A 12614-nucleotide genomic window follows, 5' to 3' on the forward strand; every position below is an offset into this window, starting at 1 on the left:
CGCCTGAGCGCTCGAAGCGTTTCTCGCAGCACGAGCGGTGAGTGAAGTGTAGCCGCGTTGGCATGCTGAGCAGTGGTTATGGGGAGAAGACGTGACAAACAGTCTCTTGGGTGCGCTGGAAATGGCTACGCGCACCGACCCTGGACTGGTGCGGGGACAGAACGAAGATTCGGTTTTTGCCGACGCTGAACTGGGCCTGGCAATCCTGGCCGACGGCATGGGTGGCTACCAGGCGGGTGAAGTAGCCAGCAGCATGGCGACGGAACTCCTGTCGAGCGGGCTAGCACGAGCATTCAAGGCCTGCGCGGCGCATACCGCTGATCCTGACACGGGGCAATTGTTTGCCGAGCGAGCGCTGCTTGAACAGGTCACCGTGGTCAACGCGGCCATCTATAGTGCCGCTGAGGGTCAGTCGCGCTTCGGCGGCATGGGTACTACCTTGGTTGCCGCTGTCTTTTGCGACGACCAGATGGTGGTTGCGCATATTGGTGACTCGCGCCTGTATCGCCTACGCGGCGAGGAGTTCGTTGCTTTGACGCACGATCACTCCTTTCTGCAGGAACAACTCGACTGCGGTGAAATCTCGGCCGAAGAAGCGCGCTACTCGGTCAACCGCAATCTGGTGACGCGTGCCGTTGGCGTCGACCCAGAGGTGGAGACAGAGATGCATTGGCACTCGGTTTACCCGGGCGATGTTTACCTGCTGTGCTCCGACGGCCTCTACGACATGCTCGACAAGGGTGAGATTCAGAACTTGCTGGAGAGGTTTGGCGCCAATCTTGAACTCGCTGCCACGCAGTTGCTACAGCTCGCCAACGACAACGGTGGGGACGACAATATTTCGGTAGTGGTGATCAAGGTCTTGCGCGAGTTTCCAGCTGCTCCGGGGCGCTGGGCGAAGCTCTGGTCGTGGTTTAAATAAGGACGAAACAGGCGATGGCAAAGCTCATTCTCAGCATGGATGGTCTGGTACTAAAGGAAATCCCGCTGCTCAAGGAGCGCATGAGTATTGGCCGCAAGGGGCACAACGACATCCAGATCGACAACATGGCAATCAGCGGTGAACATGCAGCGGTGGTGACCATTCTCAACGACTCTTTCCTTGAGGATCTGAACAGTACCAACGGCACTTTGGTCAATGGCCAGTCGGTCAAGAAGCATTTCCTCAAGGACGGCGATGTCATCGAACTGGGCAAGTACAAGATGAAATACCTTGTCGCAGCGGTGGCTCCTGGCGAAACGGCAGACTACGACAAAAGCATGCTGTTTCGCTCAGGGCGGCTGCCCGATGTGGCCACGCTCGGCGATTCGATGGTTGCTGCCGCGGGACGGCCGGTCGCTGCAGTGCTCGGCGCAGCCACTCCTGCTGCCGCCATCCAGTTGCTCAGCGGCTCCAACGCTGGCCGCGAACTGCTGCTCACCAAGACCCTGACCACGCTGGGCAAGCCTGGCTTGCAGGTCGCCGTGATTGCCAGGCGGCCGCATGGCTACTTTCTGACACACGTCGAGGGCGCCAGCTTTCCGACCGTGAACGGGCAGGCGCTTGGCGCACAGGCGCATCGTCTCGAAGACCATGATGTGCTCGAAATTGCCGGCGTGCGAATGGAATTCTTTATCAAGGCCTGACGGGTGTCGTTGGCTGCTTGCGTGGAGCGCCTGGCGCCCTCACGCTGGCAGCCAGGCGGCAGAACCGAGCACGGAGGGTGCAGCGGAGCGCTCATGAAAGTCAGGATTCTGGGCTGTAGCGGTGGAATTGGCGGCTGCCATTTACGAACCACGTCAATGCTGGTCGACGACGACATCCTCGTCGACGCGGGAACCGGCGTCGCGGACCTGTCGCGTGCGCAGCTGGCCGGCATCGATCATGTCTTTCTGACCCACTCGCATCTCGATCATATCGCTTCGCTGCCCCTGCTGATCGATTCGGTCAGCGATCTGCGCGAGAAACCGCTGCGGGTCTATGCGACGGCGGCAACCCTGGCGATCATTGCCAAGCACATTTTCAACTGGGCCATCTGGCCTGATTTCAGCGTTATCCCGAGTCGTGAGAACGCAGTCATGCAATACCAGACGATCGATCTTGGGCGCTCGGTCCGCCTCGGAGAGCGAACGATTACCGCGTTGCCCGCCGAGCATACTGTTCCTGCGGTGGGTTATCAGCTTGACTCGGGGTCGGGCAGTCTGGTGTTTACCGGTGATACAACGGTCAATGATTCCTTCTGGCCGGTGGTCAACCGCATTGCCAATCTACGCTATCTGTTGATCGAAACGGCCTTCGCAAACCGCGAACAGAGGCTGGCCGAGATTTCCAAACACCTTTGCCCGAACATGCTCGCCGACGAGTTGCACAAACTGACGATCAAGCCGGAGATTTATATTAGCCATCTCAAGCCCGGCCAGGCCGAATTGACCATGGCTGAAATCCAAGCCTGCGCCAGCGACTTCCGGCCAACGAGGCTGCAGAACAATCAGATTTTCGAATTCTGATGTTCTGAGGTTCTCAACAGCCGGCGGCGACTGGCAAATGGCTTGCTGTGAATCGGGCGGCTGCGGGGATGATATCGTCAAGCAGAAGTGGTTCTTGCGCCTGCGTAATGGGCAGGGAATGCGGGCCTTTCGTGGCGGAGGTCGGCGCGCCGCGCTGATTCCCTCTTGGCGGGCGCCAGTTGCTGGCTTTACGGGCGCTTCTCGCCAAGGCCGGTTGTGGGCGGTGCTCGGCAACGTCAATGCTCCTCGATGACGGCGCTTGTCGCAAGCTCCTGCTCGTTGTTGTGGCGGCCGTGAGCATGCAAAGTCGGATGCGTGATTTTCATGGTCAGAGGTGTCTCAAGCTGTGATGACCGCCTGGCTGCGGGGCGAGCGAAATCCGGCGATTTTTGTCGATATATATCAGAGTGTTATAGAATTCCCCATCTTTTTGTGCGCGCGGACCCTAAAGAAATGCCGCGAACTGTGCGTTATTCCACTTGTTGAGCGCACTGAAGCAAGTATTCTCCTTCCGTCGCAGGGGCTTTGCGACGATCAACAGCTTGAGCGCTGCCTGCCGCCAGGCAGCACCACCGCCTGCGGTCGTTGTCATGGTGCGGGCATGAGGCGTGGCGGCGGTCTGCGCCGCGTTACCGAGGAGCTGTGGCACGCGAACGTGGACCAGAAGTAACAGGCAATGCTGGCCGGGCGCGAGGCTTTCGCGGCTCGGGACAATTCAACTATACTGTGGCGCGCTTTACGATACCCGTCAGCGCAATGTCGTGGGGATTTGCCGCATTCCGCTTCCAGGCCGGCGGCTATAAAAGGAGAGGGTCATGGTTTCACGCTTGCATCATGTTGTTGGCGCTGCATTGCGTTGGCTTGTGTTGGGCGCCGTCGGCGCACTTGCCGTTGGCTGCGCGTCGTCCGACTTTCCGCCCGCCCCGGAGGTCGCCGCTTCACCGGATTATCGCTACCTTATCGGGCCTGGCGACAACGTGAATATCATCGTCTGGCGCAACCCCGAGCTTTCCATGTCGGTTCCCGTACGCCCTGACGGGATGATTGCCGGTCCCTTGATCGAGGATATGCCGGCGATGGGCAAGGCCCCGACGACGCTGGCGCGTGATATGGAGAAGGCGCTCGGTGTCTTCATTCGCGATCCGGTGGTGACGGTCGTGGTCACCGGTTTTGTCGGCAGCCAGAGCGAGCAGATTCGCGTCGTTGGAGAAGCATCGAAGCCGCAGGCCCTCCCATATCGCCAGAAGATGACGCTGCTTGACGTGATGATTGCGGTCGGCGGCTTGACCGATTTTGCCGATGGCAACAGCGCGACCTTGCTACGCGCGTCCGACGACAATAAACAGTACGCCGTTCGCCTAACGGATCTGATCCGCCGGGGCGATATTTCGGCCAACGTTGATGTCAAGCCTGGCGATGTGCTGATCATTCCTCAGAGCTGGTTCTGATGATGACCTGGGATGTCCGTTGATGCCTGCCTTGACATGTTTCCTCCGCTGCCGGTGACTTTCGCAATCTCGCCGACACTCGTCAAACCGATACCGATAGAGTCTGAATCCGATGGATGAACTGCTTCGACAAGCGACAACAATATTGCTCGGCATGTGGAAGCGTCGTTGGCTGGGGGTCATCGTCGCCTGGATCGTTGCTCTGGCGAGTGTGACGGCGGTGCTGGCGATACCCGACAAGTACGAGGCTTCGGCGCGCGTTTTCGTCGATACCCAGACGATCCTGCGCCCGCTGATGTCCGGGCTGGTTACGCAACCCAATATCGACCAGCAGGTGATGATGCTGAGCCGCACGCTGATCACCCGGCCCAATGTGGAAAAGCTGATCCGCATGGCAGATCTCGACCTCGGAGTCGAGTCGAGGGCCGAGCGCGACGCGCTGGTAGAGAAGCTGATGGCGTCGCTCAAGATTGCCAATACCTCGCGCGACAATATCTATAACATCAACTATCGCGACACGCAGCCAGAGCATGCGAAGCGCGTGGTGCAATCGTTGGTCTCGATTTTTGTCGAATCGAACCTCGGTGACGCCCGCAAGGACTCGGAATCGGCGCGCAGATTCATCGACGAACAAATCACGATCTACGAAAAAAAGCTCCGCGAGGCGGAGGCCAGGCTGAAGGAGTTCAAGTTGCGCAACCTGGAAACCCAGAGTACCGAGGGCAAGGACCACTTCACTCAGATGAGCGAGGCGGGCAGGCTTCTCGAGCAGAGCAAACTCGCTTTGCGTGAGGCCGAACAGTCCCACGAAGCGCTCACCCGCCATCTCCTCGGCGACGAGCCGTCACTCGTCCCTGCCCCAGCAGTGCAGGAAAACATCTCCGGAGTGTCGATCCCCGAGATCGACAGCCGACTGGACGCCATGCAGCGCAATCTCGACGCCATGCTGCAGCGGTTTACAGAAAAGCACCCGGATGTCCTCAGTGCCCGACGCCTGATCAAGGAGCTCGAAGAGCAGAAACGGGAGCAGATCAAGGCCCGGCGTCTGGCGGCAGCGTCGAGCCCCTCAACGCCGATGTCGACCAATCCGGTGCACCAGCAACTGGCAATTTCGGTATCCGAGGCCGAGGCGACCATTGCCGCCCTGCAGACCCGCGTCGCGGAGTATCAGGCGCGCTACGACCGCATGCAAGAGGCGGTCAAGCTGATGCCGCAGATCGAGGCAGAGTTTGCCCAACTCAACCGTGACTACGAGATCAACAAGAAAAACTACGAGCAACTGGTTCAGCGTCGTGAGTCGGCCAACATGGGTAGCGAGATCACTAACACCGTCGGGGTTGATTTCCGACTGATCGACCCGCCGCGTGTTTCACCGAAGCCGGTCGCGCCGAATCGTAGCCTGTTCCTGCCGCTGACGCTGCTTCTTGCCCTGGCTGCTGGCGTGACTGTGACCTTTGCCGCCAGTCAGCTTCGGCCGACGTTCTTCGATTCGCGCACCCTGCGGGAAGCCTGCAGCCTGCCTCTTCTGGGGACGGTGTCCCTGCTTACCAATGAAACAACGAAGCGTAGCCAGCGCCGCGATCTGATCCGTTTTTCTGCGGCCTGTATTTCGCTGGTCGGTGCCTATGCTGCGGGGCTTCTTGCCTTGTTCCTTTTTTCCGTCCGTACTGCCTGAGGAAAAGCGATGAGCCTCATTGAACAAGCGGCGACGCGTCTGGCACAGCTGCGCAACGCGGGTGTGGAACGCAGCGACTCCTTCGCCAATGCCGAGCCATTGCCTTTGGCCGCCCAGGCCGAGGCTGCGGCTGTAGCGCGAGTCGAGGCGGTTGCGGACCTCAAACGTCAGCGTGCCGAGATGTCGACAAGCAAGGCTCCGCTAGCGAATGTGCCGGCTTCGCGGCGTATCGAAATCGACCTGAATGCGCTGGCATCCAGCGGTCTGATCAGCCCGGATGCGCCGCGCTCGCAGATTGCCGATCAGTATCGGGTGATCAAACGGCCCTTGATTGCCAACGCCATGGGTAAGGGTGCCACGCCGGTCAAGCGCGGCAACCTGATCATGGTCACCAGCGCGGTTGCCGGTGAAGGCAAGAGTTTTTCGGCGATCAATCTGGCGATGAGCATCGCCATGGAGATGGACAACACCGTGATGTTGGTTGATGCCGACGTGCCGAAGCCTTCGGTGCTCAAGATGCTTGGTTTGCCGCCATCGCGCGGCCTGCTCGACGTGTTGACCGACGACGCGGTTGATCTCTCGCAGGTGTTGATGAAGACCAATGTCGAAACACTGACTATTTTGCCGAGCGGTACGCAGCACGCGCGGGCGACCGAGCTCCTGGCCAGCGGCGGGATGATCGACCTGCTCGATGAGATGGCTAACCGCTATCCGGATCGGATCATCATCTTTGACTCGCCACCGCTGTTGATGACCACCGAATCGCGAGTGCTGGCTACCCACATGGGGCAGGTGGTGGTGGTCGTGAAGGCAGAAAGCACGGCTTGCAGAGACGTCAAGCACGCCCTGGCTGCCATTGAGTCGTGCCCGGTAAAGCTGATGCTGCTCAACCAGGCGCGCGCTAGCAGCCAGGATGGATGGCTACGGCTATGGCTATGGTTATGGTTATGGTTATGGGTACGGTTATGGTTCAGACAGTGCTTGAGCAAGGCCCGGCTGCGTGCGTCGCACATGGCCAGAGGCGACAGACGCTTGCTCTTGATGGTGACGCTTTACTCGCCTGGGGTCGGCGTGCGCTTCGGCGCCCGGGCTTGGTTTCGCCGCTGGTGATCGCCCTGGCCTGCGCCGCCACACCGGCGCAGGCAGCGAACTGGACGATACAGCCGTCGATTCAGGTCATGGAGACCTTGACAGATAACCTCTACCTCTCTTCATCGTCGGACAAGACGGGCGATCTGGTGACCGGCATTACGCCTGGCATCTCAATCAAAGGCGAGGGTAGTCGCGCCAAGCTGCGTCTGGCCTACGGTTATACCGAGCAACTCTATCTCAGGGAGAGCAACCAAAGGAATGGACAGAATTCCCTGCTGGCCATCGGCGCGCTTGAGGCCGTTGAGGACTTCTTCTTCATCGATGCCACGGGGACCATCTCGCAGCAGTATCTGTCAGCTTTCGGTGCCGCTTCGCCGAGCACGGCCAACGTCAATAACAACCAAACCGAGACCTCCAACTACTCCCTGTCGCCGTACGTCCGGGGCACCATGCTGGGGTGGGTGGATTACCTCGTACGCTACCGCCGGGCCACGACAAGCTCGCGGTCAAACCTGGCCTCGGACTACGACGTCAGTGAGTGGACCGGTGTTCTCGATGGTACGACACGCTGGAGTCACATCAGCTGGGCGCTCGATGCGAGCCACGTGCAAAACACCTATTCGCGTGGCCGCGACACCGATGGATCGCAATATGGAATTACCCTGTCGTACCGCTTCAGTCCGCAGTTTCAGGTCTCTCTTCTTGGCGGGCGCGAATCGAATGACTATGTCAGTCTGGATCAGGAGACCAACTACACTCGCGGTTTCGGTGTCGACTGGACACCCGATTTGCGCACCCAACTTGCTGCGACGGTCCAAAACCGTTTCTTCGGAACAGGTTACGACGTCAATTTCCGTCACCGCATGCGCCGTTCCTTGGTGACTTTTCTGGCCAGCAGGAATGTTACATCGCAGCCGTCAGGGGTCTCGAATACAGGGCTGGGCAGTAACTACGACGCCAGCTATGCGCTCATCGCGGCAAGTAATCCCGAGCTCTCTCCCAGCGAGATCGCGGCGCAGACGACCGAGTCTCTGCAAAGCAGAGGGCTACCGGCGGATGGTACGGTGGTCAATGGTTACCTGACGGATCGCCAGCAAGTACAGGAGTTGCAGCAGCTCTCATTCGCCATGCTGGGTGTTCGAAATACGGTCACGCTGACGGCGACGCGCAGTGAGCAACAGCCTTTGGGCCTGGTCAACGGTGTGACCGACGATTTTTCGCTTCCGGACAGGGTGCTTCAGCAAGGCGTTGGCATTTCCTGGGGGCATAAGCTCACAGGTTTGTCATCGTTGTCCCTTTCTCTCAGCCAACAACGGAGTACGGGCTATACGGCCGGTTCGCCTGAAACCGAAACGCAGTATGCGAATCTGGTGTTTTCTACCCGTCTTGGGCCGAATACCGGCGCCAATGTCGGTGCGCGTCGGGTGATTTCCAGTGGTGTAAGCAGTTACACAGAGAGTGCGCTGACCGCTGCACTCTTCCATAGTTTTTGATCGGTCGTCATGTACGAATCTTTCTATGGCTTGACCAGCAAGCCTTTCCAGCTGAACCCTGACCCCAGCTTTTATTACGCTTCCAAGCAGCACCGGCGGGCCATGGCCTACCTCGAGTATGGCCTGAATCAGAACGAAGGTTTCATCGTCGTCACCGGCGAGATTGGTGCCGGCAAGACGACGATCGTCCGCGGTCTGCTCAATGACCTCGACGCGGACAAGGTGGTCGCTGCGCAGCTGGTCAGTACCCAGCTCGACGCCGAGGACACGCTGCGCATGGTGGCGGCGGCCTTTGGCGTCGGCGGCAAGAACGTTGGCAAGGCGGAGCTGCTGCTGGCCCTGGAAGCTTTTCTGGTCGAGGTGACGAGCGAGGGAAAACGCTGTCTGCTGATTGTTGATGAAGCGCAGAACCTGACGCCGCGTGCGGTTGAGGAGCTGCGCATGCTGTCAAATTTCCAGTTTGGGACGCAGGCGCTGCTGCAGAGTTTCCTGATCGGGCAGCCGGAGTTTCGCAAGGTCATGCAGAGCCCGCAAATGAAGCAGTTGCGTCAGCGGGTGATCGCCGCCTGTCACATCGGCCCGATGGCTCAGGACGAAACACTGGCTTACATCGAGCACCGGCTGAAGTGCTCCGGAGCACAAGGTTCGCCGCGTTTTGATGCCGGTGCGTTCGAGGCGATCTTCGAGGCCAGTGGTGGCATACCGCGGCGCATCAACGCGCATTGTGATCGCCTGCTGTTGTCCGGCTTCCTGGCCGGCAAGAGTGAATTCACCCGTGCCGACGTCGAGGAAGTGGCCAGCGAGCTCAAGGAAGAAACGCAATCGGTTTCGGTCATCGCAGCGAACAGCCCCGGCGATGGCAGCGAGAGCGCGGTGCATTCACAACTGACCGAGAGCGGCATCCTCGATATCGACCTCTCGCGTCTAGAGCTTGAGCCCAAAATCGCGGAGCGCGCGTCACGCGCCATTGCCGAGCTGAAAAGTGGCCAGGCCGACCAACGGATGATCCGCATCGAGCGCAGCATCGTCCGCCTTGAACGCAGCAATGCAGCGGTTCTTTCGCTGATTCAACAACTGGTCGATGCGGTTCGGGCCAAACAATGAAGGAGAGTGTGATGGCTGACGAGCTGTGGCCTGCCGAGCTCGGCCCTGTCGTCTGTGTGGTTGGCGCGCGACCGAATTTCATGAAGATGGCGCCGATCCTGCGCGCTTTGAGTGCCCACCAGCCGGCCGTGCCGGCGCTTCTGGTGCACACCGGCCAGCACTACGACAATGACATGAACGACCGTTTGTTCGTCGATTTGCGTCTGCCCCATCCGGACATCAACCTCGAAGTCGGTTCCGGGACCCACGCCGTGCAAACAGCCGACGTCATGACGCGTTTCGAGCCGGTGCTGGACAGCCATCGGCCGTCCTGTGTTCTGGTCGTCGGTGACGTGAATTCGACCCTCGCCTGTTCGCTGGTGGCGGTCAAGAAGAACGTGCCGGTAGTGCATGTCGAAGCCGGTCTGCGTAGCCATGATCGCGCGATGCCCGAGGAAATCAATCGCCTGCTGACCGACCAGCTTGCCGATCGCCTGTACACCACCGAGCGTAGCGCCCTGGGCAACCTGACCCGCGAAGGGGTCGCCGAGGAACGCGTGTGCTTCGTTGGCAACGTGATGATCGACTCGCTGCTCTCGAATCTCGAGCAGGCGCATCCGCCAGCGAGGACGCTGCAGATGGCGGGCCGCGATGCGGCGCTGCTCGACGACGCCAACGGCTACGGAGTGGTAACCCTGCACCGTCCATCCAACGTCGATCGGGTCGAGACGCTGCAGCCGCTGCTGGCGGTGCTGCGCGAAATTTCCGAAGCGCTGCCGTTGGTCTTTGCCCTGCATCCGCGGACGCGTGCCAACCTCGAGCGTTTCGGCTTGAGCGAGCTGTTGAGCAGCCCGCGCATCGTTTTGCTACCGCCGCAGGGCTACCTGGAAATGCTCGGCCTGATGGCTGGAGCCAAGCTCGTTCTTTCCGATTCCGGGGGGCTGCAGGAGGAAAGTACCGCACTCGGCGTTCCCTGCCTGACGATCCGGGAAAACACCGAACGTCCGATCACCATTGAGCAGGGGACGAATACTCTGGTCGGCTGCGACCCGCAGGCGATTCGCAAGGGGGTTGCCGAGATTCTCGCTGGCGCCGGTAAACGCGGTCGCATTCCCGAGTTCTGGGATGGCCAGGCGGCGCCGAGAATCGTCGCCGACCTCGCTACCTGGCTGCTCGCGCGGCACACGCTGCGTACCGCGTAACGCTCATTACCTGTTGCGACCCACATCATCATGGACGGTCTGACCGTTTCCCTCATGGTAAATTGGACAACAAGCACAAAATGCCCGGCCTGCCGATAACCAACGCCCTGACGATCGACGTCGAAGACTATTTTCAGGTCTCCGCGCTGGCCCCGTATATTCCTCGCGAGCAGTGGGAGTCGCGCGAGTGCCGCGTCGAACGCAATGTCGAGCGAATTCTTCTGATGCTTGACGAAGGGCAGACCCGGGCGACCTTCTTCACGCTCGGCTGGGTTGCTGAACGCTACCCGCAGCTGGTTCGCCGTATCGTCGCCGGTGGGCACGAGCTGGCGAGTCACGGTTACGGACATCAGCGTGCCAGCGATCTCAGCGAAGCCGAGTTTTCGGCCGATATCAGTTCGGCCAAAAAGTTGCTGGAAGACATCTCCGGGGAGGAAGTCAAGGGCTACCGCGCGCCGAGTTTTTCGATCGGCGAAGCGAATCTCTGGGCCTTTGACTGTCTCGCCCGCGCCGGCTATCGCTACAGTTCGAGCATCTACCCGATTCGCCATGACCACTACGGCATGCCCAATGCCCCGCGTTTTGCGCATCAGGTGCGTGACGGACTACTTGAGTTGCCGGTGACCACCCTGCGCTATTTCGACCGCAACTGGCCGGCCAGCGGTGGTGGTTACTTTCGCCTGCTGCCCTACGCGCTATCGCGCTGGTTGTTGCGGAAAGTAAACCAGCGTGATCAGCAGCCGGCGATCTTCTATTTCCATCCCTGGGAAATCGACGCCGAGCAGCCACGCGTCGCCGGCATCAGCACCAAGACCCGCTTTCGTCACTACGTCAATCTGCAGTACACCGAGGCTCGTATCAGGCGCTTGCTCGGTGACTTCAGCTGGGGACGAATGGATGAGGTATTTCTTGCTTCAGCGGTGCGGCCGCCAATGGTGAATTGATGGAAACGACAATCGAGGAAGTGGCCAGGCTGGTCGCGGCGAGTGCGCCCTTGCTCGTCAAGACACTGGATCCCGCCGACCGGCCTGCCGTTCGCCGGTGGGATGCTTTCGTCGACGCCTGCCCGGAAGCGACATTCTTTCACAAGTCCGGTTGGCAGCAAGTCCTCAAAGAGTCCTTCGGGCATCGCACGCATTTCCTTTATGCCGAGCGTTCCGGGACGATCGAGGGTGTTCTGCCGTTGGCGCAGGTGAAAAGTGTGCTTTTCGGAAATTCCCTGGTCTCTTTGCCGTTTGCCGTCTATGGCGGGGTCGCGGCAATCAGCCCGGCCGCGGTCGAGGCGTTGGAGCGCGAAGCGCAGGCAATCGCTACGCGCCTCGGTGTCGAGCATCTTGAGCTACGCAACCTGCAGCATCGTCATCCGGAGTGGCCGCGGCAGGATCTCTACGTGCGCTTCCGCAAGGAGCTCGAACCCACGCTTGAGGCCAACATGCTGGCCATCCCACGCAAGCAGCGAGCGATGGTCCGCAAAGGGATCAAGAACGGCTTGCGCAGCGAGATCGACAAGGATCTGAGTCGCTTCTTTGCGCTCTACGCCGACAACGTTCATCGGCACGGGACGCCGGCACTTCCCAGGCGCTATTTCGAGATCTTGCAGCGCGTCTTCGCTAGCGACTGCGAGGCGCTTACCGTGGTGGACAGCAGTGGCCGGCCGCTGAGTGTTGTGCTTAGTTTTTATTTTCGCGACGAAGTCCTGCCTTACTACGCCGGCGACGATGTTTCGGCGCGCCAGCTGGCGGCCAACGATTTCAAATACTGGGAGTTGATGCGCCGCTCCTGCGAGCGCGGCCTGAAGATCTTTGATTACGGTCGCAGCAAGCAGGGTACCGGCTCGTATTCCTTCAAGAAAAACTGGGGCTTCGAGCCGCAACCCCTGTTCTACGAGTATTGCCTGTACAGCCGTGATTCGATCCCGCAAAACAACCCTGCCAACGCCAAGTACCAGTTGTTGATCAAGACCTGGCGGCGGATGCCGATTCGCCTCGCCAACTGGCTTGGTCCGTTCATTGTGCGCAACCTGGGTTAGCCGTAGCGCGGAGGCCGCAGTCGTGCCAGGCCCGAGCAGCCTTGAATTGATGAAAACATGAACTCGCCAACTTTAATACCTTCGATGACTCTTGAGTGTTGCCGC

At 59.9% G+C, this 12614-nt stretch carries 11 protein-coding genes and 1 pseudogene; all 12 read left to right on the forward strand.

Annotated features, from left to right (window positions below):
- Positions 1-121: 121 nt before the first annotated feature.
- The 12 genes and pseudogenes from V5B40_RS21900 (at position 122) to V5B40_RS21955 (ending at position 12509) form a co-directional block, all read left to right on the forward strand.
- A complete protein-coding gene (locus V5B40_RS21900; protein ID WP_332356594.1) occupies positions 122-922 on the forward strand; it encodes a Stp1/IreP family PP2C-type Ser/Thr phosphatase in 801 nt (266 codons plus the stop codon).
- Positions 923-936: 14 nt separating this feature from the next.
- On the forward strand, positions 937-1626 hold the full coding sequence (locus V5B40_RS21905; RefSeq protein WP_332356543.1) for an FHA domain-containing protein: 690 nt from the start codon (positions 937-939) through the stop codon (positions 1624-1626).
- A 93-nt stretch (positions 1627-1719) separates the two neighbouring features.
- Complete coding sequence (locus tag V5B40_RS21910; RefSeq protein ID WP_332356544.1) at positions 1720-2487, forward strand: 3',5'-cyclic-nucleotide phosphodiesterase; 768 nt, start codon at positions 1720-1722, stop codon at positions 2485-2487.
- 349 nt (positions 2488-2836) lie between these two features.
- Entirely contained in the window at positions 2837-3157 is a 321-nt protein-coding gene (locus V5B40_RS21915) for a hypothetical protein (protein WP_332356545.1), read from the forward strand.
- Between the two features lie 145 nt (positions 3158-3302).
- A complete protein-coding gene (locus V5B40_RS21920) occupies positions 3303-3935 on the forward strand; it encodes an XrtA/PEP-CTERM system exopolysaccharide export protein (RefSeq protein WP_332356546.1) in 633 nt (210 codons plus the stop codon).
- Between the two features lie 112 nt (positions 3936-4047).
- Entirely contained in the window at positions 4048-5610 is a 1563-nt protein-coding gene (locus V5B40_RS21925; RefSeq protein ID WP_332356547.1) for an XrtA system polysaccharide chain length determinant, read from the forward strand.
- Positions 5611-5619: 9 nt separating this feature from the next.
- A pseudogene (locus V5B40_RS21930) lies at positions 5620-6595 on the forward strand (XrtA-associated tyrosine autokinase).
- Positions 6596-6716: 121 nt separating this feature from the next.
- Positions 6717-8195, forward strand: coding sequence for a TIGR03016 family PEP-CTERM system-associated outer membrane protein (locus V5B40_RS21935; RefSeq protein ID WP_332356549.1), 1479 nt, complete (start codon positions 6717-6719; stop codon positions 8193-8195).
- Between the two features lie 9 nt (positions 8196-8204).
- Positions 8205-9299: an XrtA/PEP-CTERM system-associated ATPase gene (locus V5B40_RS21940; protein ID WP_332356550.1), complete on the forward strand. Its 1095-nt coding sequence runs from the start codon at positions 8205-8207 to the stop codon at positions 9297-9299.
- 11 nt (positions 9300-9310) lie between these two features.
- Entirely contained in the window at positions 9311-10480 is a 1170-nt protein-coding gene (gene wecB, locus V5B40_RS21945) for a non-hydrolyzing UDP-N-acetylglucosamine 2-epimerase (protein ID WP_332356551.1), read from the forward strand.
- Between the two features lie 80 nt (positions 10481-10560).
- Positions 10561-11424, forward strand: a complete 864-nt coding sequence (locus V5B40_RS21950) for an XrtA system polysaccharide deacetylase (RefSeq protein ID WP_332356595.1) — start codon at positions 10561-10563, stop codon at positions 11422-11424.
- Positions 11424-12509, forward strand: coding sequence for a FemAB family XrtA/PEP-CTERM system-associated protein (locus V5B40_RS21955; RefSeq protein ID WP_332356552.1), 1086 nt, complete (start codon positions 11424-11426; stop codon positions 12507-12509). The genes V5B40_RS21950 and V5B40_RS21955 overlap by 1 nt, the downstream gene beginning before the upstream one ends.
- Positions 12510-12614: the final 105 nt, after the last annotated feature.

Source organism: Candidatus Accumulibacter meliphilus (assembly GCF_036625345.1).
Lineage (GTDB): Bacteria > Pseudomonadota > Gammaproteobacteria > Burkholderiales > Rhodocyclaceae > Accumulibacter > Accumulibacter meliphilus.

What these genes read in the sequence shown, in the direction of transcription:
- V5B40_RS21910 (WP_332356544.1), top strand. Translation starts at nt 1,720, where the DNA reads ATGAAAGTCAGGATTCTGGGCTGTAGCGGTGGAATTGGCGGCTGCCAT.
- V5B40_RS21950 (WP_332356595.1), top strand. Translation starts at nt 10,561, where the DNA reads ATGCCCGGCCTGCCGATAACCAACGCCCTGACGATCGACGTCGAAGAC.
- V5B40_RS21920 (WP_332356546.1), top strand. Translation starts at nt 3,303, where the DNA reads ATGGTTTCACGCTTGCATCATGTTGTTGGCGCTGCATTGCGTTGGCTT.
- V5B40_RS21900 (WP_332356594.1), top strand. Translation starts at nt 122, where the DNA reads ATGGCTACGCGCACCGACCCTGGACTGGTGCGGGGACAGAACGAAGAT.
- V5B40_RS21925 (WP_332356547.1), top strand. Translation starts at nt 4,048, where the DNA reads ATGGATGAACTGCTTCGACAAGCGACAACAATATTGCTCGGCATGTGG.
- V5B40_RS21955 (WP_332356552.1), top strand. Translation starts at nt 11,424, where the DNA reads ATGGAAACGACAATCGAGGAAGTGGCCAGGCTGGTCGCGGCGAGTGCG.
- V5B40_RS21915 (WP_332356545.1), top strand. Translation starts at nt 2,837, where the DNA reads ATGACCGCCTGGCTGCGGGGCGAGCGAAATCCGGCGATTTTTGTCGAT.
- V5B40_RS21905 (WP_332356543.1), top strand. Translation starts at nt 937, where the DNA reads ATGGCAAAGCTCATTCTCAGCATGGATGGTCTGGTACTAAAGGAAATC.
- V5B40_RS21940 (WP_332356550.1), top strand. Translation starts at nt 8,205, where the DNA reads ATGTACGAATCTTTCTATGGCTTGACCAGCAAGCCTTTCCAGCTGAAC.
- wecB (WP_332356551.1), top strand. Translation starts at nt 9,311, where the DNA reads ATGGCTGACGAGCTGTGGCCTGCCGAGCTCGGCCCTGTCGTCTGTGTG.